This is a genomic window from Maribacter polysaccharolyticus (assembly GCF_028882255.1).
GTDB classification, from domain to species: domain Bacteria; phylum Bacteroidota; class Bacteroidia; order Flavobacteriales; family Flavobacteriaceae; genus Maribacter_A; species Maribacter_A polysaccharolyticus.
In genome coordinates this window covers 932,448-955,753 of the sequence record NZ_JARBUY010000001.1, presented here as the reverse complement: position 1 = coordinate 955,753, position 23,306 = coordinate 932,448, and the positions used below count along the sequence as shown (strand labels likewise).

The window sequence follows — 23,306 nt, the reverse complement described above, 5'->3', positions numbered from 1 at the left end:
TATCATGAATACTAAAACCTATGTATTAAGTTTATTGACAATATTACTTCTATTGGGAAGTGTGTCTTGTAAATCAAAAGGCGAGCAGAAAACCGCAGAAAAAGCGGAGAAAAAAGAATTGCCTGCCAAACGGCCCAATATCATCTTTATGATGTCCGATGATCATGCCTATCAGGCCATTAGTGCCTATAGCGATCATTTAATCGAAACACCTAATATCGATCGTATTGCAGATGAAGGGATTTTATTTACCAATGCCACGGTAACCAACTCGATCTGTGCGCCTTCAAGGGCCACGATATTAACCGGTAAGCATTGTCATATTCACGGAAAAGTGGATAATGTTTTTCCGTTCGATGAATCGCAAACCACCTTTCCGCAGCTCATGCAAGAGGCCGGTTATCAAACCGCGATGTTCGGAAAATTACATTTTGGGAATAACCCAAAAGGAATCGATGAGTTCAAAATCCTGCCGGGACAAGGGCAGTATTACAATCCCGATTTTAATACCAATGAAGGTCAAATTACGGTGGAAGGTTATGTCACCGACATCATCATGGATATGACGTTGGATTGGTTGGAAAACAGAAGGGATGCGGAAAAGCCTTTCATGTTATTCTCGATGCAGAAAGCACCCCATAGGGAATGGTTACCCGCACCGCGCCATTTTAAGGAATATACCAAGAAGACGTTTGTGGAGCCAGAAACATTGTTCGATGATTACGAAGGTCGTGGTACGGCCGCAAAAACAGCCGAAATGAACCTTTTGGAGCACATGAACTGGGCAGGCGATTCCAAATTGTATCCTGAAATGATGGCCGAATTGGGCATAAAGGATAAATCGGGCTGGGATCTTGAAGCTTTTGAACGTGAAGTGGGGCGTATGAACCCCGAGCAACGCGCCGTTTGGGACTCGGTCTATAAACCCATGATGGAAGATTTTAAGACAAAATATCCAACCATGGATGATACGGCTTTAATGAAATGGCGGTATCAACGTTATATGCAGGATTATTTAGGTTGTATTGCCTCCGTCGACGAAAATGTGGGTCGATTATTGGATTATTTGGAGGAAACCGGTTTGGACGAAAATACGATCATCGTGTATACTTCGGACCAAGGCTTTTATTTAGGGGAGCATGGTTGGTTCGACAAGCGTTTTGTTTATGACGAGTCATTTAAAACACCGCTGTTGATCAAATGGCCGAACGTTATTACACCGGGTACGACCAATACCGAAATGGTCCAAAATCTTGATTTTGCCCAAACCATTTTGGAAGCGGCCCATATTGAAGCTCCTTCGGATATGCAAGGCGAAAGCTTGATTCCTTTATTGCTGGGTAATGATGGGGAGTGGACCCGGGATGCCGTGTATTACCATTATTATGAATACCCGGGAATCCATATGGTTAAAAGACATTATGCGATCATTACCCAAGAATACAAATTGGCCCATTTTTATTACGATGTGGATGAGTGGGAACTTTACGATCGTAAAAAGGATCCCAATGAAATGAAGAATGTGGTCGATGACCCTGCTTATGCCGATGTGGTAAAACAGTTGAAGGAACAGCTAGTTGAAATGCGTAAGCAATATGGGGATAGTTCGCAGTTGGATCAAGAAATATTGCGAAAATATCTGGAAGCTATGGAAAACCCCGATATAGAAACCGTTCCCCTGCATTAAAAAACACCTTATAAGTACGCATAATCCTTAACCGTAAAAACAATATGACAGCCATAAGACCCATAACCTTGTTCTTTAGTTTGATCGTCGCCATCGCTATACAGGCACAAAAAGCATCAGACCATCCACGATTGTTGGTGGCCGATGGCGATCGGGAGGAGGTTTTGGCCAAAATCGAAACGGAACCATGGGCCAAAGCCTCATGGCACATGCTTTTGGAGGAAATAAACCCCTATGTAGACCTACATGTTACCGACCCGGAATGGATTGTCTCACGATTGGCCATGTATTGGAAAGACGGCGAGCGCTATACCCAATGTTATATCAAAGGCCAGGATTGGAATTATGGTGAAGGCAATGCCCCTGTACCCACGGTGCGTCTGCCGGGTATGCGTAAATGGAACGATTATGTGAATGTGCCCCTGGAAGATAGGATCCCGTACAACGAAACTGGCGACATGTTAGGGATCAGTCGGTCAAGTGCCGATAAGACTCCGGTAAAAATCCCGTATAAGGAAACTGGTCATATGATCCGGGCCAACAATATGGAAATTTTAAAACTGGCGGAAAAATCCGCATTTGCATATTTCATCACCCAAGAAGAAGAATACGCCAAGTTTTCGGCCGATATTTTTTGGTCTTGGATATTGGGAACCTATTATATGAATCCGCCCTTAGATCCCGAAGAATCAACTGGCGGACAGGGAGGCTATGAACCTGGGGGAATTATGGGTTACTATGATTATGAAGTGATCCACGACGATCGTCAGATTCCCATGGCGGCCACCTATGATTTTCTATATGATTACTTAAACGCCCATCCGCACGAACATCTTAAGGAAATCAACAAAAAAACGGTCGATGTGGCCAGTGAGGTATTCAAACGTTTTATAGAAATCGGTTTGGTCCGCGGGGGTAAGAAAGGAAACTGGAATGTAAACCGGTATAAGAATATCATAGGCAGTATGTTGGTATTGGAGTCCAATGAATTTTATGAAGATGGTAAAGGGCGGGAGTACTACATTCCGTTTTATACAGAAAAATCGGGAGATCATTATGCTGGTTTACCCGAGATCATGGCCAATTACAATACCGAAACAGGCTTATGGCCAGAATCCCCAGGGTACGCTTCGGGCATGATCCCGACGGTTTTGGACATGGGCTTACTATTATATAAGTCCGGCATGAACACGCTGGCAGGAAATCCAATTATCGAAAAAGCGGCTTTGGCAAATTTGGGTTGGTTGGATGCCCGTGGAAATTTAGTCGTTTTTGGCGATATGCGCGGTGGGGCATTCAACATGTCGGCTTTTGAAGCGCTATTGACCTATTCGACATGGACAGGCGATACGAAAACCGCCAAGACCATGGCAACGGTCATCAAGAAGAATTTGGAGAACGGTCAATACGATCGGAATGGATCCCAATGGCGGGATATTATCTTGAATCAAACCTTACCGGAATCGGGCAGTGAGTTACCGTATCATAGATCGGCCTATTCAAAATTTCATAGACATATGATCTTAAGGAATGGAAACGATGAAGAAAACGGCCTGATGTTCACACTTTATGGCGGACGCCAAAAGTCTCATTTAGCGGAAAACGGATTGGCGTTTCAATTCTACGGTAAAGGGTGGGCTTTGGCTCCGGATGCATCGGCATACGAATCGTACTGGTCTCCGGATGCGGGATATCACAGGGGGATTACGGGGTCCAATACCATAATTCCAGGATATAAATCAGGGGAAATCACGGTAAATGCCATGGATCCAAAAACGGCGGATAACGGCTTTTACAATACCGAAGTAACCTCGGAACTGGTGTCTTTTGCCGATGTGTCTGCCGAAGAAAAACGTCGCGTGGTAGCGATGGTACGCACTTCGGAAACCTCTGGTTATTATGTCGATATCTTCAGGTCCGATCAAGATGACAACGATTATTTACACCATAATCTGGGGAATGCGGTAACCCTTAAAGATGCCTCCGACCATGAGTTGTCTTTAATGGCGGTAAATGACTTGGGAACGGCCCACAATAAGCATTACAGCTTCTTTGAAAACCAACGTAAAGTGGAGTATGACAGGGATTTTAATGCCACTTGGGATATCAATTCGGTATCGCCCGCATTGCACGTAAACCTATGGATGATGGGCCAGGATAACCGGGAATTGTATGTGGTAGATGCTCCGCCAACAACCTTACGGGAAGATATTACACCAAAGCAAATCAATAGAAGTCCGGAAACAACACCAACCTTAATCGTACGCCAAAATGGGATTAATGGAAAAAAACATCCGTTTGTTTCGGTATTTGAGCCGTATGCGACAGGTGAAAAATCAATTGAAAAGATTACGAAAGTCGGAGATTTTGGGGATATGGTAAGTTTAAAGGTCACGTCGACACACAGCACTCAGGTCATCTGTAATTCGATTGATGGCAACAAGGTGTATAAACCAGCAAAAAATTTAAAGTTCAAAGGGACTTTAGGGGTGACTTCGAAAAAAAACGGAAAGTTTGACTATTTATACTTAGGCAAGGGAAAATTGCTTCAAAACGGCAAGTATAAGATCGAGGCGGTCAATGAAGCGGTTTCAGCAGCATTGCGATTCGAAGACGGTAAGTACTATTATTCATCGGACAAGCCGGTGATCATTCAAATCAACAAAAAAGGGGCTAAAGAATATCCGGCAGGATATAACTTGGAAATCAAATAGACAAAATGAGAGGGATAATAAAAACAATACTACTGACGGTTTGTCTTTTAATGGGCTCAAAATCATTATTGGGGCAGGAGCTGGGGCATCCAAGGGTCTATGTTACCAATGAGGAAAAAGAAGCTTTTGTAAAGGCCGTAAAGACCGTTGAATGGAAAAAAGAGCTGATAGATAATAAGAAAAAAAGGTTGGAAAAATATATCCAATATTGGGAGAAAGATCCGGAATGGATGGTATCCAGACTGCAAATGAACTGGAAGACCAAGCATGATAAGGTGTATTTAAAGGGGGGTGATTTTTCACATTCCGAAGGTTCGGCACCGGTGCCTACCGTTAGATATTCCGGGACTAGGGATTGGGCAACCGATTATAAAAGGCCAAAACTGGAAGATGTTGAACCTTATTTTGATGACCCCCGAGGCCTTTACTTAGAACATAAGGACACGGGGAAAAAGGAGTGGATCCATCCATCCAAAGCAGGGTTCGCCATTGAAAAAATCAATGACGAGATTATGGGCTTGGTAGCCGATGCTGCTTTCTTATATTGGTTTACAGGGGAGCGGAAATATGCGGAATTCGCGGCCCCCGTATTTTTTAAGTACATCGATGGCATGTATCACAGGGATGCGCCCATCGATTTAGAAAATTCCACCCAACAAAAAATTTCAGGGTTGGCCACTTTTGAGGTCATCCATGAAGGGGTCGTTATTCCGCTGGTAACCACTTACGATTTTCTGTATGCGTATTTTAAAGCTGAAAACAGGGACTTATCAACTGCAGCGGCGGTTTTCCAAAAGTGGGGCGATCAAATCATTAAAAATGGTATTCCCGATAATAACTGGAATTTGTTTCAAGCCCGATTTTTAACCTATATTGCATTGGTTTTGGAAAGTAGTGCTACTTACGAAAACGGAAAAGGGCGTGAGTATTATTTGGATTATACTTTTACGATTTCAACCGATAGGCAAATAGCGGTAAGTGAATCTTTGAACGTCTACGATCAGGAAACCGGTATTTGGCCCGAATGCCCCACGTATTCAGTGCATGTTATCACAACGCTATTGAAAATATTCACCTTATTGGATCATGGGACCAACCGGAATGAAATATCGAAATACCCTATTTTGGAAAAAGCGGTATTATCATCATTCCAATACTTGTTCCCTTCGGGTTATATGATAGGGGCAGGTGATGGTGGACATAAGATTTTGCCTCCGGAAAATTTCGAACTTTTAATAGCCAATTATAGAAAGTACCACCAGAAAGCAAAAGAAACGTTGATCTCCGGGTTCTTATCCGAGTTTATGTCTGCTGGATTATATGAAAGAAAAGCCAAGGATTTTTTCAATTTATTCTTCTATGTAGATACTATAGTCGACAGTAAGGCCGATTTGGAGGCCCTAACAACGCCAACATTTTTTGCGCCGAACATCAGTATGTTCAACCAAAGAATGGGCCAAGGGGATAATGCGGTCATGCTATCCACTATAGGTTCATATGGGAATCATGCACACGCCAATGGTATTTCAATAGAACTATTCGCCAACAATTATGTGTTGGGTCCAGATTCAGGTAAAGGCCCAAGTTACTGGCACCCGACGTTCAAAAATTACTATGCGAGGATGCCGGCCCATAATACGGTAATCGTGGATGGTAAATCCGATTATAACAACATGCGTACCTATCATCCATTTTCGTTGGATGATAGTTTTCCAAAATCGGGTGAGTCCACTGTTTTTGATAAGGTGACCTTTTCAAAAGTATCGTTTGTGGAACCCGAAACGGTATCCGATCAGCAGCGTTTTTCCGCCATAATAAAAACGAATGCCGATAAAGCTTATGTGGTGGATGTTTTCAGGTCTCGGAAACAAAATGGTGGAAAGCAAAAGCATGAATATATCTATCGAAATATAGGGCAAACATTGGATGTTCAAGATGTTGGTTCCAATGGTTTGGAATTTCAAAAAACAAATGACTTAAGCTCAGAACATGGGGATTTAAAGGGTTATGATTTCTTTTCGGATAAAAGGAAAGCAAGTACTTCAAAAGATGTGAACGCGGTATTTACGTTAAAAGAGGACGATAAACCGAATAATGTGATGAAGTTATGGATTAAGGGAAGTGAAAACCAAACCATTTACAAGGTAAAATCACCTAACTCCAACGCATTAAGCGAAGGGACTGCACCAAAGTCCATCTTACAGGATTCGTTGCAAACCTTAATCGTAAAAAGGGATGAAGCCGCTTGGACCAACCCATTTTCCGTGGTTTTTAACCCCTATATCGAAGGGGAAGCAAATACGGTTGACAACGTATCGTTTTCGGCTTTGAAGGATTATCCACATACACAGATCATAGATGTTTCATTATCGGATAAAATAACTTCAGATAGAATAGTTGTAAATGCATCGGAACTTGATATAGCCAAAACTGACGGGATGTATCAAAAAGGATCATTATCGATCATTAGAACTTCAAAAAACAATGGAACTTTGGAATTCATGTTTTTGTCCGGAGTAAGCAAAATGGATTACAAAGACTGGACCATCATAGCTTCCGGTGACCCCGTTACCTTATCCATTGAAAAGGTGGGCGAAGGATATGAGGTGCAGAACAATAAACCCGTTACCATTAATTTACCTTATAAGCAAGGGGATAAGCGCGCTACGATTTCGATATACGAAGACGGAAAGATAGTCGCTACGAAGAATGCGGTATTGAATAGGAACAATTCGAATCTGCAATATTTTAAGCTGGAAAAAAACTATAATAAAGTCATAATAGCACAGTAGAATTATGAAAACGAAAATCCATTTAATACTTTTATTGCTCGTCGTGGGTATGGTCAATGGCCAAAAGAAAAAGGAGGTTATTGATGAATATGCGCATGAACTTGTTTATAAAGTAGTCAACGAGGATACTTTAAAGCTTCAAATTTACAATCCAACTGATTTTAGGGCCAACAAAAAATACCCGACCATAGTGTTCTTTTTTGGGGGCGGTTGGAATGGAGGGTCCATTTACCAATTTAAGGACCAAGCCTTATATTTTGCGTCTAGAGGCATGATTTCCGTTTTGGTGGATTACAGGGTAAAGAATAAACATGGCACCACCCCCTTTGAAGCTGTAAAAGATGCCAAATCCGCGATGCGCTTCTTAAAGGCCAAAGCTGATGAATATGGTATCGATACCGATAAAATCGTTGCTTCTGGCGGTTCGGCAGGGGGGCATTTGGCTGCCGCAACATCCTTGCTTCCCGGAATCAATGAAGAAACCGATGATTTGTCCATAAGTCCAAAAGCCAGTGCCCTGGTGTTATATAATCCGGTAATAGACAACAGTGAAAAAGGTTATGGTTACCAAAGGATCGGAGACCGTTATTTAGGGTTTTCGCCCTTGCACAACATAAAGAAAGGAGCTCCACCCACTATTTTTTTCCTGGGGGACAAAGACAAATATATACCGGTTTCAACGGCTTATGATTACAAAGCAAAGATGGAAGCCGTAGGGAGTAGGTGTGATGTTTTTATTTATGAAAACCAGGAACACGGATTTTTTAATAGAGGGAAACAAAAAGGCGATAAATGTTATGTGGAAACAACGTTGGAAGCGGATGCCTTTTTACGGTCTATAGGTTATTTAAAAGGGAAACCCACCATGTAATATGCTTTAAAATGAAAATAAGGGTTGTTTTACTACTCAGTATGGTACTTATGTTATCCTGTTCCCCAAAAGAACAACGGGTAACGCTTTTTGTCTCCCAAAGTGTGCAGACAGGGGGTGTAGGAACCGAAGAAGAACCATTGGCAACGGTATCGGAGGCTATACAAAAAGCAAGTCAATTAAAACAAAAGGATTTTAATACCGAGGTGGTGATCCAACTGCTTCCAGGGGAATATTATTTATCGGAACCGATCCTGCTTTCCCCCCAATTAAGTGGCCTGGCCATAATAGGGAGCAAGGCATCGGACGTCATTATAAAAGGTTCGAAACCCTTATCGTTGCAATGGGAAAAATACAGTCAGGATATTTATGTAGCAGACGTTCCTGAAAATTCCGATTTCGATCAGTTGGTGGTCGATGGAGTACCCCAAGTTTTGGCACGTTATCCCAACTATGATGAAAATGCCCATTATTGGCAGGGGTATGCCGCGGATGCTTTGTCAAAAGAACGCATAGCTTCCTGGAAACAACCGGAGGGGACCTATTTTCATGCCTTGCACAAGGGTAGATGGGGAGGTTTTCACTTTGAGGTAACAGGCGTGGAGGATGACGGAACCCCGATACTAAAAGGAGGGCATCAAAACAATAGGCCGTCTAAACCCCACGAAGAATTCCGAATGGTAGAGAATGTCTTTGAAGAGCTCGATAGCCCTGGAGAGTGGTATCTCGATAAGAAAGGAAACAAACTATATTATTGGCCTACCCAAGAAGGAACCCCCAATACCTCTAAAGTTGAGGTGGCGGCCCTGAAAAATTTAGTCCAGGTGGTCGGTACTTTGGAAAATCCGGTTAAGAACATTTCCATTAGTGGAATACGGTTCGAAAGCTCAAAACGCACGTTTATGGACGATTACGAGCCTCTTTTAAGAAGTGATTGGACCATTTACCGGGGTGGGGCCCTTTTCTTTGAAGGTACTGAAAACTGTAGCGTTTCCGATAGTGAATTCACAAATTTAGGGGGTAACGTAATTATGGTCAGTAAATACAATAAAGGCCTACAAATCAAGGGAAACCATATTCACGACTGCGGGGCCAGTGCCATTTCGTTTATCGGAGATCCTTCAGCAGTACGGTCCCCTTCTTTTAATTATAGGGAGTTCGTGCCAATGACGGAAATGGATACGGTAACCGGACCCAAAAATGAATTGTATCCCAGGGAATGTTTGGTCGATAATAATTTGATCCACAGAATAGGTCGATTGGAAAAACAAACGGCCGGAGTGCAAATCTCCATGGCCATGGATATTACGGTACGCCATAACAGTATTTATGATGTACCCAGGGCAGGTATAAACATCGGGGACGGTACCTGGGGAGGTCACGTTCTTGAATACAATGACGTATTCAATACCGTATTGGAAACCAGTGACCATGGATCGTTCAATTCATGGGGAAGGGATCGTTTTTGGCATCCGAACCGCAAAATTATGGATAGCCTTACCACGGTGAATCCGAAAATGTGGCAGTGGGATGCGGTGCATACGACCATTATCCGTAACAATCGTTTTCGTTGTGACCATGGGTGGGATATCGACCTGGATGATGGGTCTTCCAACTATGCTATCTACAATAACCTATTGTTGAACAATGGACTCAAATTACGGGAAGGGTTCAATAGGACTGCAGAAAACAATATCATGGTCAATAACTCCTTACATCCCCATGTTTGGTTTCAGAACAGTGCAGATGTTTTCAGATATAATATCGTGGGCATGGCGTATCAGGATGTGGGTCTTAAAGGTTGGGGAAAACAACTGGATTATAATTTATTCCCCAATGAGGAAACGATGATGAAATCACAGATTTACGATAGGGACATGCACAGTGTCTTTGGGAACCCTATGTTCAAGGACCCCTCGATTTTTGATTTTAAGGTAGCTGAGGATTCCCCTGCCTTAAAAATCGGTTTTGAGAATTTTCCAATGGACAGGTTCGGGGTTCAAAAACATGAATTAAAGGCCATTGCAAAAATTCCCGAAGTACCCAAGATCAATATGCCGAAAAAGAACAGTAAGGCATCGGAACCGATTGTAGCTTGGCTACGCAATAAACTCAAAAGTGTTTCTTCACAGGAAGAACAGTCTGCCTATGGGTTGACCAGTCCTCAAGGGGTTATTGTCCTTACGGTTTGGAACCATAGTCCGGCCGTGAAGGACAATGGATTGAAAAAAGGGGATGTAATCCTAATGGCCGACGGTGAAATGGTCCGGGAAATCAAGGACTTTTTTAAGATAGCCCTAAAGAACAAAGGAAAAGACAAGTTGGACCTTGTCGTAATGAGAAATCAAGTTGAACATAAATTAGCTGTAAAAACCGAATAAATTAAAACAAGAAACAATGAAAATAACAATGAGACCTATAGTGTTTGCAATTGTAGCACTGCTGACTTTTGGCAACGTTTTTTCCCAAAGGAAAAAGGATATGAAATTAACTGACGATCAGCGCATGGAATGGTGGCGAGACTCCAAATTCGGCATGTTCATCCATTGGGGCGCATACTCTATTGTTGGAGGGGAACGTGGTACGAAAATCGCCGGTGGAGGTGCTGAGTGGGCCATGGATAAGCTGGATTATACGATAGAGGAATACGAGAAATTCCCGAAAATGTTCAATCCCGTATTGTTCGATGCGGATGCATGGGTAGCTATGGCCAAGGATGCAGGAATGAAGTATATCGTAATTACATCCAAACACCATGAAGGTTTTGGATTGTGGGATTCCAAAGTGTCCGATTATGATGTGATGGATACTTCCCCTTTTAAGCGCGATATCATTAAGGAATTATCGGAAGCTTGTAAAAAACAGGGCATTAAATTTTGTTTTTACTACTCGATCGTAGATTGGCATCACCCACAGGCGCAAGGGAATCTGTATCCTAACTACAATATTTCACAGCATGATGATCCATCGGTCGTAAACCCCGAATTCCCTGAATATTATGAAAACTATATGAAACCTCAGGTAGGTGAATTATTGAAAAATTATGGGGATGTAGGTGTCGTTTGGTTTGATGGCGATTGGATTTCCGATTATACTACGGAAATGGGGAAAGACCTTTATAAATACATCCGTGATATTCAACCCAATACTATTGTAAACAACCGAGTTGATAAGGGAAGAAAAGGAATGGAAGGTATGGATATGGAAGGAGAGTTCGCTGGGGATTTTGGCACCCCTGAACAGGAAATACCTGATACGGGCATCGATTCTGACTGGGAGGCGTGTATGACCATGAATGGTTCTTGGGGATACAAGCCGTCTGATAATAATTGGAAAAGCAGTGAGGATCTAATTCAAAAATTAGTGGATATCGTATCTAAAGGGGGTAATTTCCTTTTGAACATCGGTCCTGATGGTTTTGGAAGGTTCCCATCGGAAAGTATTCGTCGTTTAAAGGCTATGGGGGAATGGACGAAAAAAAATGGGGAGGCTATCTATGGCGCTTCCGCAAGTCCATTCGAAAAACCCAAATGGGGACGATATACCAAAAAAGGAAATGTTATTTATGCCCATGTTTTCGATTGGCCTGAAACAGGGACTTTAAAACTGCATAAAGATATAAAGATCAAAAAAGCGACTTTGTTAACAGATCCCAATACCGAATTGGAAACCTTGGCAACATCAAGGGAAGTATTGGTTGACGTGCCCGTGTTGGCACCAGATGCTACGGTTTCCGTTGTTAAAATCGAATTGGCAAAGTAAAAAAAGGAATGAACGGGCAAACGGTCCTTGGATCGTTTGCCTGTTTAATACATACTAACATTCAATATCGAAAGGATGCATGTTTACAAGAAACTGATCATTATTGCAATTGCCATTGTCTCAAATATCGGTGTCGGGTTTTCTCAAGGAAGTCCTTATGAAAAACCAGAATGGGGTATGTATACTGAGGGGGAAGATGGTTTTTTATTGGCACATGTTTCCAATTGGCCCGAAGATGGTAAATTGGTTATCGATAGCGCTATCAAGCCCAGGGAGGCGAGGTTACTTTCTGAACCGGACCAAAAAATAAACATAAAATTGATTGATGGGAAATTAACCGTTTTATTACCTAAGAAAGCCTCGGAAACCGGGGTTTCAGTAGTGAAAATCCAATTAATGCCCAATGAGGATTGGGCAAATTTAAAACGGTATAAAAAAGCCAATGAAGAACTGAAAGCACTTGGTGAAAAAGAAAAACGTGTGGTTTTTATGGGAAACTCCATCACCGAAAAATGGGTGATGTTCCATGGCGAATTTTTTACTGAAAACAATTATATCGGTCGTGGAATCAGTGGGCAAACTTCGTCACAAATGTTAGTGAGGTTTAAACCCGATGTGGTCAATTTGAATCCGGAAGTTGTCGTTATTCACGCAGGTACCAATGATATTGCAGGTAATAGAGGTCCTATTACCGTTCCCGAGATTGCAGACAATATTTTTTCAATGGCGGAATTGGCCAAAGCGAATAATATAAAAGTGGTTTTGGCTTCAGTGCTTCCCGCGAGTAGTTATTCTTGGAGTCCATCCATAGAACCCAAGGAAAAGATCAGTAGGCTGAATGCACTGATTGAATCCTATGCCAAGAAGAACGATATGGTGTATTTAGATTATTATTCCCATATGGTCAATGAAGAAAAAGGATTGAAAGAGGACTATGGTAGGGATACGGTGCATCCTAATTTAACGGGTTATGCGGTTATGGAACCTTTGGTGCAAGAGGCGATAAAAGAAGTATTAAGACATAAATAGTAACGGAATGCAAGGGAATATCAAGTATATAAATGGATTAGTTGTGGTACTGTTTTGTTTCATGGGTTTTTATACCAAAGCACAATCGGATAACCTTATTCCGCTTCCTGAAAATCAGGAGGAAGGGTATCCTCGATTGTACATTACCCAAGAGGGTAAAAAGGGGCTTCAAAAGACCATTAAGAAAGAAGACTGGGCCCAAGAGGTCTTGACCGGTATCCACAATCGTATCGATGCACACGTGGGGCGTCATGTAGATGACCCGGAATGGATGGTATCCCGTTTACAGATGTATTGGAAGACCAAGGCGACCAACATTTATGTCAATGGAATAAACTATTCCCATGCAGATGGGGAAGCACCCGTGCCTACGGTGCGCTTCGTGGGTTCCAGGGATTATACGACCCCTTATGGCAAACCCAAACTTGAAGAGGTGTTGCCTTATATGGATGATCCCCGTGGATTATATCTGCCGAATAGGAGTAAGGAAGGCAACCCTTTTGAATGGGTCGAAATTTCCAAAACAGGGCGTATTATCTATTCGATAAATGAGGAAATCATAGGATTGGCCAGAGATGCGGCATTTGTCCATTGGGTGGAGGGCGATAGGCGTTTCGCTGAATTTTCATATGATATCTTCCATACGTATATGGAAGGGATGTCGTACCGCAGTGAACCGATCGATCTACTGAACGGACATATCCAAACCCTGGTTGGGTTTACGAATTTCCAGGTAATACATGAGAACGTCCTTCGGGAAATTGCTGAACTTTATGATTTTTTGCATCCATACATTGAAGCAAACCATCCCGATAAAATCGATATGTATGATACCACGATCAAAAGATGGACCGATCAGATCATTAAAAACGGTGTGCCCCAAAACAATTGGAACCTGCATCAAGCAAAGATCATTTTAAAAGCAGCCATGGTACTGCGTGATAACGATGAGTATGAGGACGGAAAAGGTCGGGAGTACTATATCGATTATATTTTGAACGTTACTTCGGCAAGACAATGGTCCTTGACCAAGTTCATCGATTATGGTTACGATGAAACCAATGGGGTATGGGCAGAATGTCCGGGCTACTCACAAGGGGTTACCAAAGACCTGACCAATTTTATCAGGGATTTCGACAACACGTTCGATCATAATCTTTTACCCTATACCCCGGTAATGCCCAAAGCGGTTAAAATGCTTCCACAATATTTATTTCCCAACGGACAGACCGTTGCATTTGGGGATTCCAATTATGGGCCACTTTATGTCGAAGCGATGAGTGATATGATCCGTATTGCACAAAAAAACAATGACAAGGAGCTCGAAGAAGAATTTACCGGCATGTATCGGTTATTTGCCCAAAATGCGGAAGGTTCGGGAAAAGGAAGAAAGGTAAGGGCAACTATTGCTTCATTTTTTGCCAGCAAACCTTTGGAATTGGATCCCAAATATAAAAAGGGTGACCTACAGGATTATATCACCCAAACTTTTTATGCACCGAATGTAAGTTGGCATGTACAGCGCATGGGTACGGGCAAGGATGGGATGATGGTGTCCCTGAACGCTTCACTCGGAAACCATATGCATGCCAATGGTATCAATATGGAACTGTATGGAAAAGGTTTTATACAAGGTGCCGATCCGGGTAAGGGAGCGGGCTATCTTCAACCCATTTATCTAGAGTATTACTCCCAGTTTCCTGCACATAATACCGTCATGGTCGATGGGGTTTCTTCCTACACCGAGATGTTGAGCTACCATGCCTTCGATCTAATGGGACAATACCCGAAATCAGAGCAAAAACAAGGCTTTTATAAAGCCATTACGTATTCCGATGTTTACTTTTTGGAACCCGAGACCCAAAGTGATCAAAGCAGACTGGTCAGTATCGTGAAAACGGGGGAGACCACCGGGTATTATGTTGATATATTCCGTTCCAAAAAACAACGAAAAGGCGATAAATTCCACGATTATTTTTATCATAATCTAGGTCAAAGTATGCAAATAAGTGATACGAATGGAAACCCGCTAAAACTTACGCCCAGTGAGGAAATGGGCTTTGCAGGCGGACATTTATATGCCTTTGATTATATGTGGGATAAAAAATCGGTGCGTACCCAGAGCGATTATCAGGCAGAATGGAAGATCGATATGCCCGACGGAAAAGATGACGTATTTATGAACCTATGGATGAAAGGCACCGAGGGACGGGAGGTGTTCTCCATAAAATCGCCACCGAACAAAGCTTTTAAAGGGGATCATGGCTTGCCTTACGAAGTGGATAAGGCGCCGTATTTGACCTTGGCGGCAAGGCAGCATGGGGAAGCTTGGGAGCATCCTTTTGCATCGGTATACGAGCCGTTTACGGCCAGTGAAGGGAAAAGTATCGCGAGTATCAAGTCCTTTGATGATGAAAATGGCAGTAGTGATTTCGTGGGATTGCACATAAAGCATAAATCCGGAAGGGAAGATTTGGTTTTCTCATCAACGAAAAACCAAACGGCTAAATATAAAGGAACGTTGACCGATGCAACCTATGCCTTGATCGGCAAACAAAAAAATGGGGATTTCATCCTTTTTATGGGCAATGGAACTACCTTGGAAGCAAACGGACTTACCCTTATGGCTTCTGAAAAAGGGAATGTGGTTTTAGAACAGAAAGAGGGGGGATTATACCTACACAACGAAGTTCCGGTTACGCTTAAAAGTGATAAGGAAGAAAAGCAGTTTGGTGTGGGGCCTTATCGATCTATAGAATAAGTTCATCAGTACCATCGGTGAGAATGTCAAGGTCCCATTTTATGGTTGACACATGCCCTTTTTATTCGTCGTGGGCACAATGCCGACATTTTGGAACCTTAGTCATACTAACTAAAGCCCCGCTTATTAAATTGGGTTTTTTTATTCGTATCCCTTTTATCCATACTGTGGTACTGCCTTTATTCGTTTTTTTAGTCGATTAAAACTTCCTCTTTCCGACTTGTGTGTTTTTTGATATACTCGGTAGGACTCATTTGGTACTCCTTTTGAAAGCACTTCCCAAAATATTTCTGATTGTTAAACCCGGTCATATAAGCTACTTCTGAAATGTACATGTTATTGGTTTTTAGTAACTGAGCGGCTCTTTTCAATTTGATTTTTTTAATGAAATTTACAGGAGTATCATTTGCAATGGCCTTGATTTTCCTGTATAAATTAGCCCTACTCATACCTATCTCCGAAGCTAAATATTCAACGCTCAATAAATTATCCGTCATCGATTCCTCTATGATCATAATGAGTTTCTTAATGAATTTTTCATCGTTGGAATCAATTTCGATTTCTGAAGGTTCCGGAGTGATTATTTTACTGTATTTTTCTTTGAGTTCTTTTCTGGTTCCCAGTGCATTTTTTACTTTCCATTTTACAAACTCCAAGCTAAAAGGTTTTTCTATATAATCATCTGCGCCTAGACTAAGACATTTTATCTTGGTTTCTTCAGCGTGTTTTGCAGTTAACATGAAAATTGGAATGTTATTGGTTTCATCCTTCTTTTTAATACGTTCTAGCATAGTGATGCCATCTTCTATGGGCATTAAAATATCACTGATGATAAGTGAAGGCATTTCTTTTAAAACCATTTCATACCCAACTTTACCGTTCGAGGCTTCCATTACGTTAAAATCAGTAGTCAATTCCTCCTTGATCATGGTTCTTAAATCCTCATTGTCTTCAACCAACAATATGGTTTGTTTAGTGGATTTTTTTGTATTCTGTTTAGACTCAAACTCACTTGATACTTCTTGGATTACTTGATATTCAGAGTTTTGTATGAATTTCCTTTTTAAAGGCATACCTTGTTTTAAACGCTCGCTTTTAGGGTATTTACTTTTATTGATAGGAAGATAAAATGTAAATTCCGTAAATACATTTTCTTCACTATCGACCATTATCAGTCCTTGATGCCTGACAATTAATTTGTGTACGAGTTCCATTCCGACCCCAGTACCCGGGATTTGGTTACTATAGGATTTGGTAGCTTGGTAATATCGATCAAAAATATAGGGTAAATCCTTTTTAGGGATTCCCATACCATTATCCCTGACAGCACATTTTATATAGGTATTTTTATCTAAATCAAGTGAGTTTGCTTTAGGGTCTTCCTTTGTTGCGATCTCCAATGATACCCGAATAACTCCTTTTTCCTTGGTGAATTTAAAGGCGTTTGAAAGCAGGTTAAAGAGCATTTTTTCCAAAATGTCTACATCATACCAACCTTTGATTATTGGTTCATTACAAATAAAATCATATTGAATTTCATAAATTCTCGCAAAGTCATTGAAACTATCCTTTATGATACTTATGTCTTTTACAATATCATTTTTTGAAATACTTAGGTTGAATTTACCTACGTCGAATTTACGAATGTCCATGATTTGATTTATCAAGCGTTGCATTCTTAGTGTATTGTTATAGATGCGTTGGGCCGTAAGTGGACTTAAAGCGAAGTTCTTTTCCTTGACTACTTTTTCAATAGTTCCGGAAATCAGTGATAATGGAGTCCGTAGTTCGTGGGAAATATCGGTGAAAAAAATCATTTTCATCCTATTGTGTTCATTGTCTTTTTCCCTACTGATCGTTTCGGCCACTAAGTTCTTTTTTAATTTATACCATCGTTTAATTAAATAGGTACAGATAAAGACCGTGATCATTAAAAGGATTCCATAGATAATATGCGCTGTTGTTTGTCTCCAAAAAGGAGGTGTGATTTCAAATTGTACTATAGTTGGGGTCTCGTTCCATACACCATCACTATTGGAGCTTATTACCTTAAAGGTATAGGCCCCAGGGGAAAGGTCGTTGTAGTTTGCATTTCTATTGGATGCTTTGGTATAGTGCCATGTATCATTTATTCCTTCCAACATATAGGCGTATTCATTTTTGTTGGGAGCGGTAAAATCCAAGGAAGAGAATTCAATGGCGATGTTATTGTAATTATACGGTAATTCTATTTTATTGATGGTATTTGTTGGGAGTACTTCTGAAGGAAATTGTCCGGTATCGATTTTTTTGTTCTTATCCCCTAGAATCGTAAAGTTGGTGATTATGGTATTGGGGAGTTGGTATGATTTTTTAAAATTTTTAGCGTTTACGGTATAGAAACCACCAGGGCATCCAAAATATAGCGTTCCATCTTCGTCAGCGGTATGTGAATTAAAAATGAAATGACTTTCGGCCAAACCATCTTCGATTCCAAAATTCACGAATTTTTCATTTGCGATGTTAAAGCGGGAAATACCCCCATGTGTGCTCAACCATAAATTGCCCGATTTGTCCATTTCAATACTGGAAATGGTGGTAGAGAGCAATCCTTCCTTTTTACCAAAAGATTTTATGGTCTGGTATTGACTGTCATAATAATTTAAACCGCCACCTCTTGTGCCGATCCACATATTTCCTTGGCCTGTTTCCAACAGACTAAGAATGGCATTGGATGAAAGACCGTCATTGACAGATGGGTTAAAGGTTTTTATTTCCTCATTATTCAAATCAACTTTGAAAAGTCCGTCCCCCCTTGTTCCTATCCATATGTTTTGCAGTTTGTCCAGATGCATTACCGAAACATTCATTCCCAAGAAGTGTAACATGGTTTTTGATTTGAAATCGGAAATATCCGTCTCTGTATTCACGATTTTTATCCCGCCACCCCATAGGCCTACCCATATTTCGTTCTTATTCAGGGGAATAATATCTTTTATGTCTTTGGTGAACTTTTGTATCGTATCAACCTCCAAAAGACCTTTTTTCTGGTTGTAGTTTTTTGTTTTTAATAGAAACCTGCCAAACCCGATCAAAAGTTCTTCATTTTGGTAATCTTTTTTTATATAGGAGGAATTTTCATCGGTAGCTAGTAGTAAGGTGTTGGTCCTTCGTTTTTTGTGATATCGGTAAAGTCCTTTTTGATTAATGGTCAAGAGCATTTCCCGGCTATTCTCCTTGATTAATGTTTGTGGAAAGAAATTGGTTAGATCATCACCGATACCCGTATATTCGAAAATGGGAGTCCTTCCTATATATTTAATTACCCCCTTATTTGTTGCAATCCAAAGGTTATTGTACCGATCTAGTTCGAGTGAATTGATTCTACGTTCGGAAGGTACGTTCTGAATATTTGGGTTATTGATATTTACAAAAGCATATTTATTGTTTTTGCGTACCCCCTTAATTAGGCCAAACTGGGTTCCGATCCAAAGGGTAGCGGCCCCATCTTCCTGCACAATGGCGGTAAATTCGTTAAGCAGGAAGCTTTTACATGGAAAATCGGTATATGTTTCCAATATTTCCAATCGGTTATGGTCCTTGCCATATCCTAAAATATATAGGCCTTCATCGGTACATGCGATAAAAGTGTTGTTTTTTATCCTGGTCAGGATTTGGGTGTTTTCATTAAATCCCGTTTCGATCAATGTTCCGTTGTCGCCAAAATGAAGTATACCATTGGGCGTGGCCAACCAAATTCGGCCATAATGATCTTCGGACACCTGATTGATCTGTCTGTCATTGGCCCATATGTTATTGTCCTGTTTGTAATTGAAATCCGTTTGGAATTCAATATGCTCCGGATTTTCATCGGGGATTATTTTTACAACTCCTGTATTCCATAAATTGGCCCAGATTATTCCATCTGATGATTTGCCCAAGACCTTGGAAGTATTGTTTTTGTAATACCCTATGAATTTATTGGATTTTCTAGTGTAGCATATCAAGTAACTTTCACTGCCTATCCATAGATTTCCGAGATCATCCTCAACGATTGAGTTAATGCTGTTGTTGGGAATGGAGTGTTTATTAAAAACGTCGTATTGATGCTCTACAATGGAATGGCCATCATATCGGTAGAGTCCACTGTCCGTGCCCAGCCATAAAAATCCCAAATGGTCCTCAAAAACAACATTGGTCTTTTTATTAAAGGGTATACCCTCTATGTTCAATTTATGAAGGTATGTACTATTCATCTGGGCCAAACCGGCGATGTGGAATAGTAAGATGATAATAAAATGGCTGGTTGGGTATTTCATAAGGTTTGACATTAAGGGAATTGGGTTGCTACCGTTAAGCATTTTAAGGTTGGATCCGTTTGTCCCTTATGGGTTTATTGGTTTTACACTGGTATTATTTTAAGGTTTACTAAATATAAGTAGCAATGCGTGCGTAGAAAGGTTCCTAATGTATAGGATTTAGGGCAATAATGTTGCAAATTAGGCTAATTAAGCCTTTAAAACAAGGGGGTGCAACATAATTACACCAAATAGGGATTTATTGTTCCGTGTCTCATTTTATATTTACGCTATCTCGATTGTATAGGCATAATCGTATTAAATATTAACCAACATATACCAATATGGAATTAAAGAGAATTTTATTGTTACTGCTGTTTTTCAGTATTGTGTCGCTTCAAGCACAGCAAATTATAAGCGGAACGGTTACTGATGAAACTGGCCAACCCCTTCCGGGGGTGAGTGTGTTAGTCAAGGGGACTAATACGGGAACGGTGGCGGATTTTGATGGGAATTACACTATTTCCGCTTCTGAAGGGTCCGTTCTGGAATTTAGGTATTTGGGCTATATTGCTCAAAGTGTTCAGGTAGGGGTGGCGACAACGATTGATATCGTTTTGCAGGAAGATGTCTCCCTTTTGGATGAGGTGGTGGTCATAGGATATGGTACCTCAACCAAAAAGGATTTGGTTTCCTCTGTTTCCTCGGTAAAATCGGATGTTTTGGAGAATCAACCGGTGGCAAGGGTAGATCAGGCCTTACAGGGGCGGGCCACAGGGGTCGAGGTTACCTCTAACAATGGAACGCCGGGTTCCGGTGCAACAATACGTATTAGGGGAAATAGTTCTATAAATGGTAACAACGACCCATTGTTCGTTGTTGATGGCTTTATTGCCGGTACCGGATTTAACCTCAATACCATCAATGTTAACGATATTGAATCCATCCAAATATTGAAAGATGCGACCGCTCTGTCCATTTATGGTACGCGAGGGGCCTCAGGTGTTGTTTTGATCACGACCAAAAACGGTAAAGGTATGGCTCCCGGTAAACCGGTAATTGCCATTAACCATTACCAGAGTATACAAGAAACCGCTAATCGGATCAATATTCTAGGAGGAAAGGATTTTATCGATTACAAAAATGAATCGTATCAGTTCGTGCCCGGCCCGGATGGTTTTGGGTATACCGACACCAGCTTGCCGTTGGTTTTGGATCCGGAAAATACGACCACCACAGATTGGTTGGATCTGGTGGAACAAACGGGAACTATCTCCAATACGGATGTGTCTATCACCGGAAATTCTGAAAATACCAACTACTTTATTTCAGGAAACTACTTCAACCAAAAAGGATTGCTTAGGGGGTCTGGTCTTGAGAGGGTTAATTTTAGGACCAATTTGGATGTTAAGCTTTCAGATAGGTTTAAGACGGGTATACGTTCCAATATAACGCACTATAAAATTGAGAACAATAAAGTGAATTACAGTAATATTGTTTCCAGCGTCTTGCCCATACGCCCTGTATATCTGGAAGACGGGAGTTTCTCTTTTGAAAATCCCATAAGTGCCGGGTTGGAACGTAACCCGGAAGCGGATATACAATTGCGCGTGGATCATGATTTGGTCACTCAGATCATCACCAATGCCTATGTTGAATATAAGTTGACCAAAAACCTATCCTTTAAATCTACTTTTGGAGCTCAGTTGAACTATGTTAAGCAAAACAATTATTTGCCGGGGATTTTGCCCGAACGCTCAAATGCAGGTAGTGGTGGATATGGCAGGATCAATACCAATTTCACCAAAAGTTTATTGAACGAGAATACCATAAATTACGATTTAGGTTTAGAAGATCATTCGATAAAGGTGCTGGGAGGTTTTACTTGGCAAAAGGATAATAACGAAAGTACCTATTCGGAAGCCGATAATTTTCCGAACGACGTGGTGTCGTTCAATAATCTGGCCTTGGGTGATGCAGAAACCGCAACTGTGGGTTCTGGCTATGGGCAACGGACCTTATCATCTTTTCTTGGTCGTGTGAACTATGGTTATAAAAGTAAGTACTTGCTTACTTTGGTGGGTAGGTACGATGGGTCATCCGTATTTGAAACAGGAAATAAATATGCTTTTTTCCCTTCAGTAGGTGTCGCTTGGAATGTGGATGAGGAAAATTTCATAGCCGATTCCAAGGTCATAAACCGATTTAAGGTAAGGGGTAGTTACGGTATTGTCGGGGAACAAGGGGTAGATGCTTATAACTCTATTGCGACCTATGCCAATACTACGACGGTCTTTAACGGTTCTTTGGTAAACGGAGTTCTCGTTGGGGAAGTACCCAGTAGTGGTTTAACTTGGGAAACCACTAAACAGTTGGATTTAGGGTTGGAATTGGCCTTATTCGACCATAGGCTTACTTTTGAGGCCGATTATTATAAAAAGACAACGGAAGACCTATTACTGTCGGTTGCATTGTCCGGGCAGGTAGGAGCCAATTCAACTTCCCAATTACAGAATTTAGGTTCAGTGGAGAACAGTGGATTTGAATTCAGTGTTAATACCATCAATGTACAGAACGAAAACTTTACTTGGGAGTCCAACCTAAGTATATCTTCCAACAAAAGTGAAATATTGGAATTGGATGGGCAAGAGTATATTTCCTTACAGTCCACAGGGAATCAAGGGGGTAATTCCGCAAGGTTGATCGTGGGTGAGGCTTTGCCTACTTTCGTTGGGGCAAGATATTTGGGCACCTATAAGACGGCCGATGAGATTATTGCCGATGGAAGGGAAGGAAGGTCATTTATCGGAGGTCCCCGCTATGAAGATGTAAATGGGGACTCAAATATCAACGATGAGGATTTTGTGGTGTTGGGTAGCCCTGTCCCTGAATTTTATGGAGGGTTCAGAAATACGTTTACCTATAAAAACCTGTCCCTCGATTTGTTTTTCCATGGGAGTTATGGGGCCGAAATTTTCAATATCCGTAGTCAAACGGCCTATTTTGGAAGGGGCGAACAAAATTTGGATCCCATTGTTTTGAATCGTTGGATTGAGGGTGTCAATGAAACCTCCGATATTCCAAGGGCAGGACCATCGAACAGTCTCTTTAACCCAAATAGTAGTTTGAATATTGAGGATGGCTCTTACTTACGGTTGAAAACGTTGACTTTAAACTATAATTTTCCTTTGGAATCAGGTAGTCTTGGTGATGTGTTCAGTGACTTGAGCGTGTATGTTACCGGAACGAATCTTTTCCTTTGGTCAGACTTTACTTTAGGAGATCCCGAAGTGAACAATTTTACAGCCTCTAGTGGGTTCGGTTCTGTCTCTCAAGGTTTTGCAGCTGGGCAATATCCGTATGCGAAAACCATAACCCTAGGTGTAAAAGTACAATTTTAAAAAAAAACCGAT

Annotated in this window: 10 protein-coding genes; 9 read left to right on the top strand and 1 reads right to left on the bottom strand. The window is 41.2% G+C overall.

Features of this window, described 5'->3' with window-relative positions:
* Nucleotides 1-4 precede the first annotated feature (4 nt).
* The 8 genes from PHU20_RS04000 (at nucleotide 5) to PHU20_RS03965 (ending at nucleotide 15,616) form a co-directional block, all read left to right on the top strand.
* Nucleotides 5-1,687, top strand: coding sequence for a sulfatase family protein (locus PHU20_RS04000; RefSeq protein ID WP_274824051.1), 1,683 nt, complete (start codon nucleotides 5-7; stop codon nucleotides 1,685-1,687).
* Nucleotides 1,688-1,731: 44 nt separating this feature from the next.
* Complete coding sequence (locus tag PHU20_RS03995; protein WP_274824050.1) at nucleotides 1,732-4,401, top strand: endo-acting ulvan lysase-like protein; 2,670 nt, start codon at nucleotides 1,732-1,734, stop codon at nucleotides 4,399-4,401.
* A gap of 5 nt (nucleotides 4,402-4,406) precedes the next feature.
* Complete coding sequence (locus PHU20_RS03990; RefSeq protein WP_274824049.1) at nucleotides 4,407-7,193, top strand: heparinase II/III domain-containing protein; 2,787 nt, start codon at nucleotides 4,407-4,409, stop codon at nucleotides 7,191-7,193.
* A gap of 4 nt (nucleotides 7,194-7,197) precedes the next feature.
* Nucleotides 7,198-8,064, top strand: a complete 867-nt coding sequence (locus PHU20_RS03985) for an alpha/beta hydrolase (RefSeq protein WP_274824048.1) — start codon at nucleotides 7,198-7,200, stop codon at nucleotides 8,062-8,064.
* Nucleotides 8,065-8,075: 11 nt separating this feature from the next.
* Complete coding sequence (locus PHU20_RS03980; RefSeq protein WP_274824047.1) at nucleotides 8,076-10,445, top strand: PDZ domain-containing protein; 2,370 nt, start codon at nucleotides 8,076-8,078, stop codon at nucleotides 10,443-10,445.
* A gap of 16 nt (nucleotides 10,446-10,461) precedes the next feature.
* Nucleotides 10,462-11,826 (top strand): alpha-L-fucosidase, encoded by a 1,365-nt coding sequence (locus PHU20_RS03975; protein WP_274824046.1) that lies wholly within the window; start codon nucleotides 10,462-10,464, stop codon nucleotides 11,824-11,826.
* A 75-nt stretch (nucleotides 11,827-11,901) separates the two neighbouring features.
* Complete coding sequence (locus tag PHU20_RS03970) at nucleotides 11,902-12,855, top strand: SGNH/GDSL hydrolase family protein (protein ID WP_274824045.1); 954 nt, start codon at nucleotides 11,902-11,904, stop codon at nucleotides 12,853-12,855.
* 7 nt (nucleotides 12,856-12,862) lie between these two features.
* Nucleotides 12,863-15,616, top strand: coding sequence for an endo-acting ulvan lysase-like protein (locus PHU20_RS03965; RefSeq protein ID WP_274824044.1), 2,754 nt, complete (start codon nucleotides 12,863-12,865; stop codon nucleotides 15,614-15,616).
* Between the two features lie 191 nt (nucleotides 15,617-15,807).
* Here PHU20_RS03965 and PHU20_RS03960 read toward each other — a convergent pair whose 3' ends face one another.
* Nucleotides 15,808-19,914, bottom strand: a complete 4,107-nt coding sequence (locus PHU20_RS03960; protein ID WP_274824043.1) for a hybrid sensor histidine kinase/response regulator transcription factor — start codon at nucleotides 19,912-19,914, stop codon at nucleotides 15,808-15,810.
* A gap of 323 nt (nucleotides 19,915-20,237) precedes the next feature.
* Between PHU20_RS03960 and PHU20_RS03955 the strand changes: the two genes are divergently transcribed.
* Nucleotides 20,238-23,294 carry a SusC/RagA family TonB-linked outer membrane protein gene (locus tag PHU20_RS03955; protein WP_274824042.1) on the top strand — a complete coding sequence of 1,019 codons (3,057 nt, stop codon included), beginning with the start codon at nucleotides 20,238-20,240 and terminating at the stop codon, nucleotides 23,292-23,294.
* Nucleotides 23,295-23,306: the final 12 nt, after the last annotated feature.

Excerpts from the sequence above, each read along its gene's own strand:
- PHU20_RS04000 (WP_274824051.1), top strand. The coding sequence starts at position 5 with ATGAATACTAAAACCTATGTATTAAGTTTATTGACAATATTACTTCTA.
- PHU20_RS03995 (WP_274824050.1), top strand. The coding sequence starts at position 1,732 with ATGACAGCCATAAGACCCATAACCTTGTTCTTTAGTTTGATCGTCGCC.
- PHU20_RS03990 (WP_274824049.1), top strand. The coding sequence starts at position 4,407 with ATGAGAGGGATAATAAAAACAATACTACTGACGGTTTGTCTTTTAATG.
- PHU20_RS03985 (WP_274824048.1), top strand. The coding sequence starts at position 7,198 with ATGAAAACGAAAATCCATTTAATACTTTTATTGCTCGTCGTGGGTATG.
- PHU20_RS03980 (WP_274824047.1), top strand. The coding sequence starts at position 8,076 with ATGAAAATAAGGGTTGTTTTACTACTCAGTATGGTACTTATGTTATCC.
- PHU20_RS03975 (WP_274824046.1), top strand. The coding sequence starts at position 10,462 with ATGAAAATAACAATGAGACCTATAGTGTTTGCAATTGTAGCACTGCTG.
- PHU20_RS03970 (WP_274824045.1), top strand. The coding sequence starts at position 11,902 with ATGCATGTTTACAAGAAACTGATCATTATTGCAATTGCCATTGTCTCA.
- PHU20_RS03965 (WP_274824044.1), top strand. The coding sequence starts at position 12,863 with ATGCAAGGGAATATCAAGTATATAAATGGATTAGTTGTGGTACTGTTT.
- PHU20_RS03960 (WP_274824043.1), bottom strand. The coding sequence starts at position 19,914 with ATGAAATACCCAACCAGCCATTTTATTATCATCTTACTATTCCACATC.
- PHU20_RS03955 (WP_274824042.1), top strand. The coding sequence starts at position 20,238 with ATGGAATTAAAGAGAATTTTATTGTTACTGCTGTTTTTCAGTATTGTG.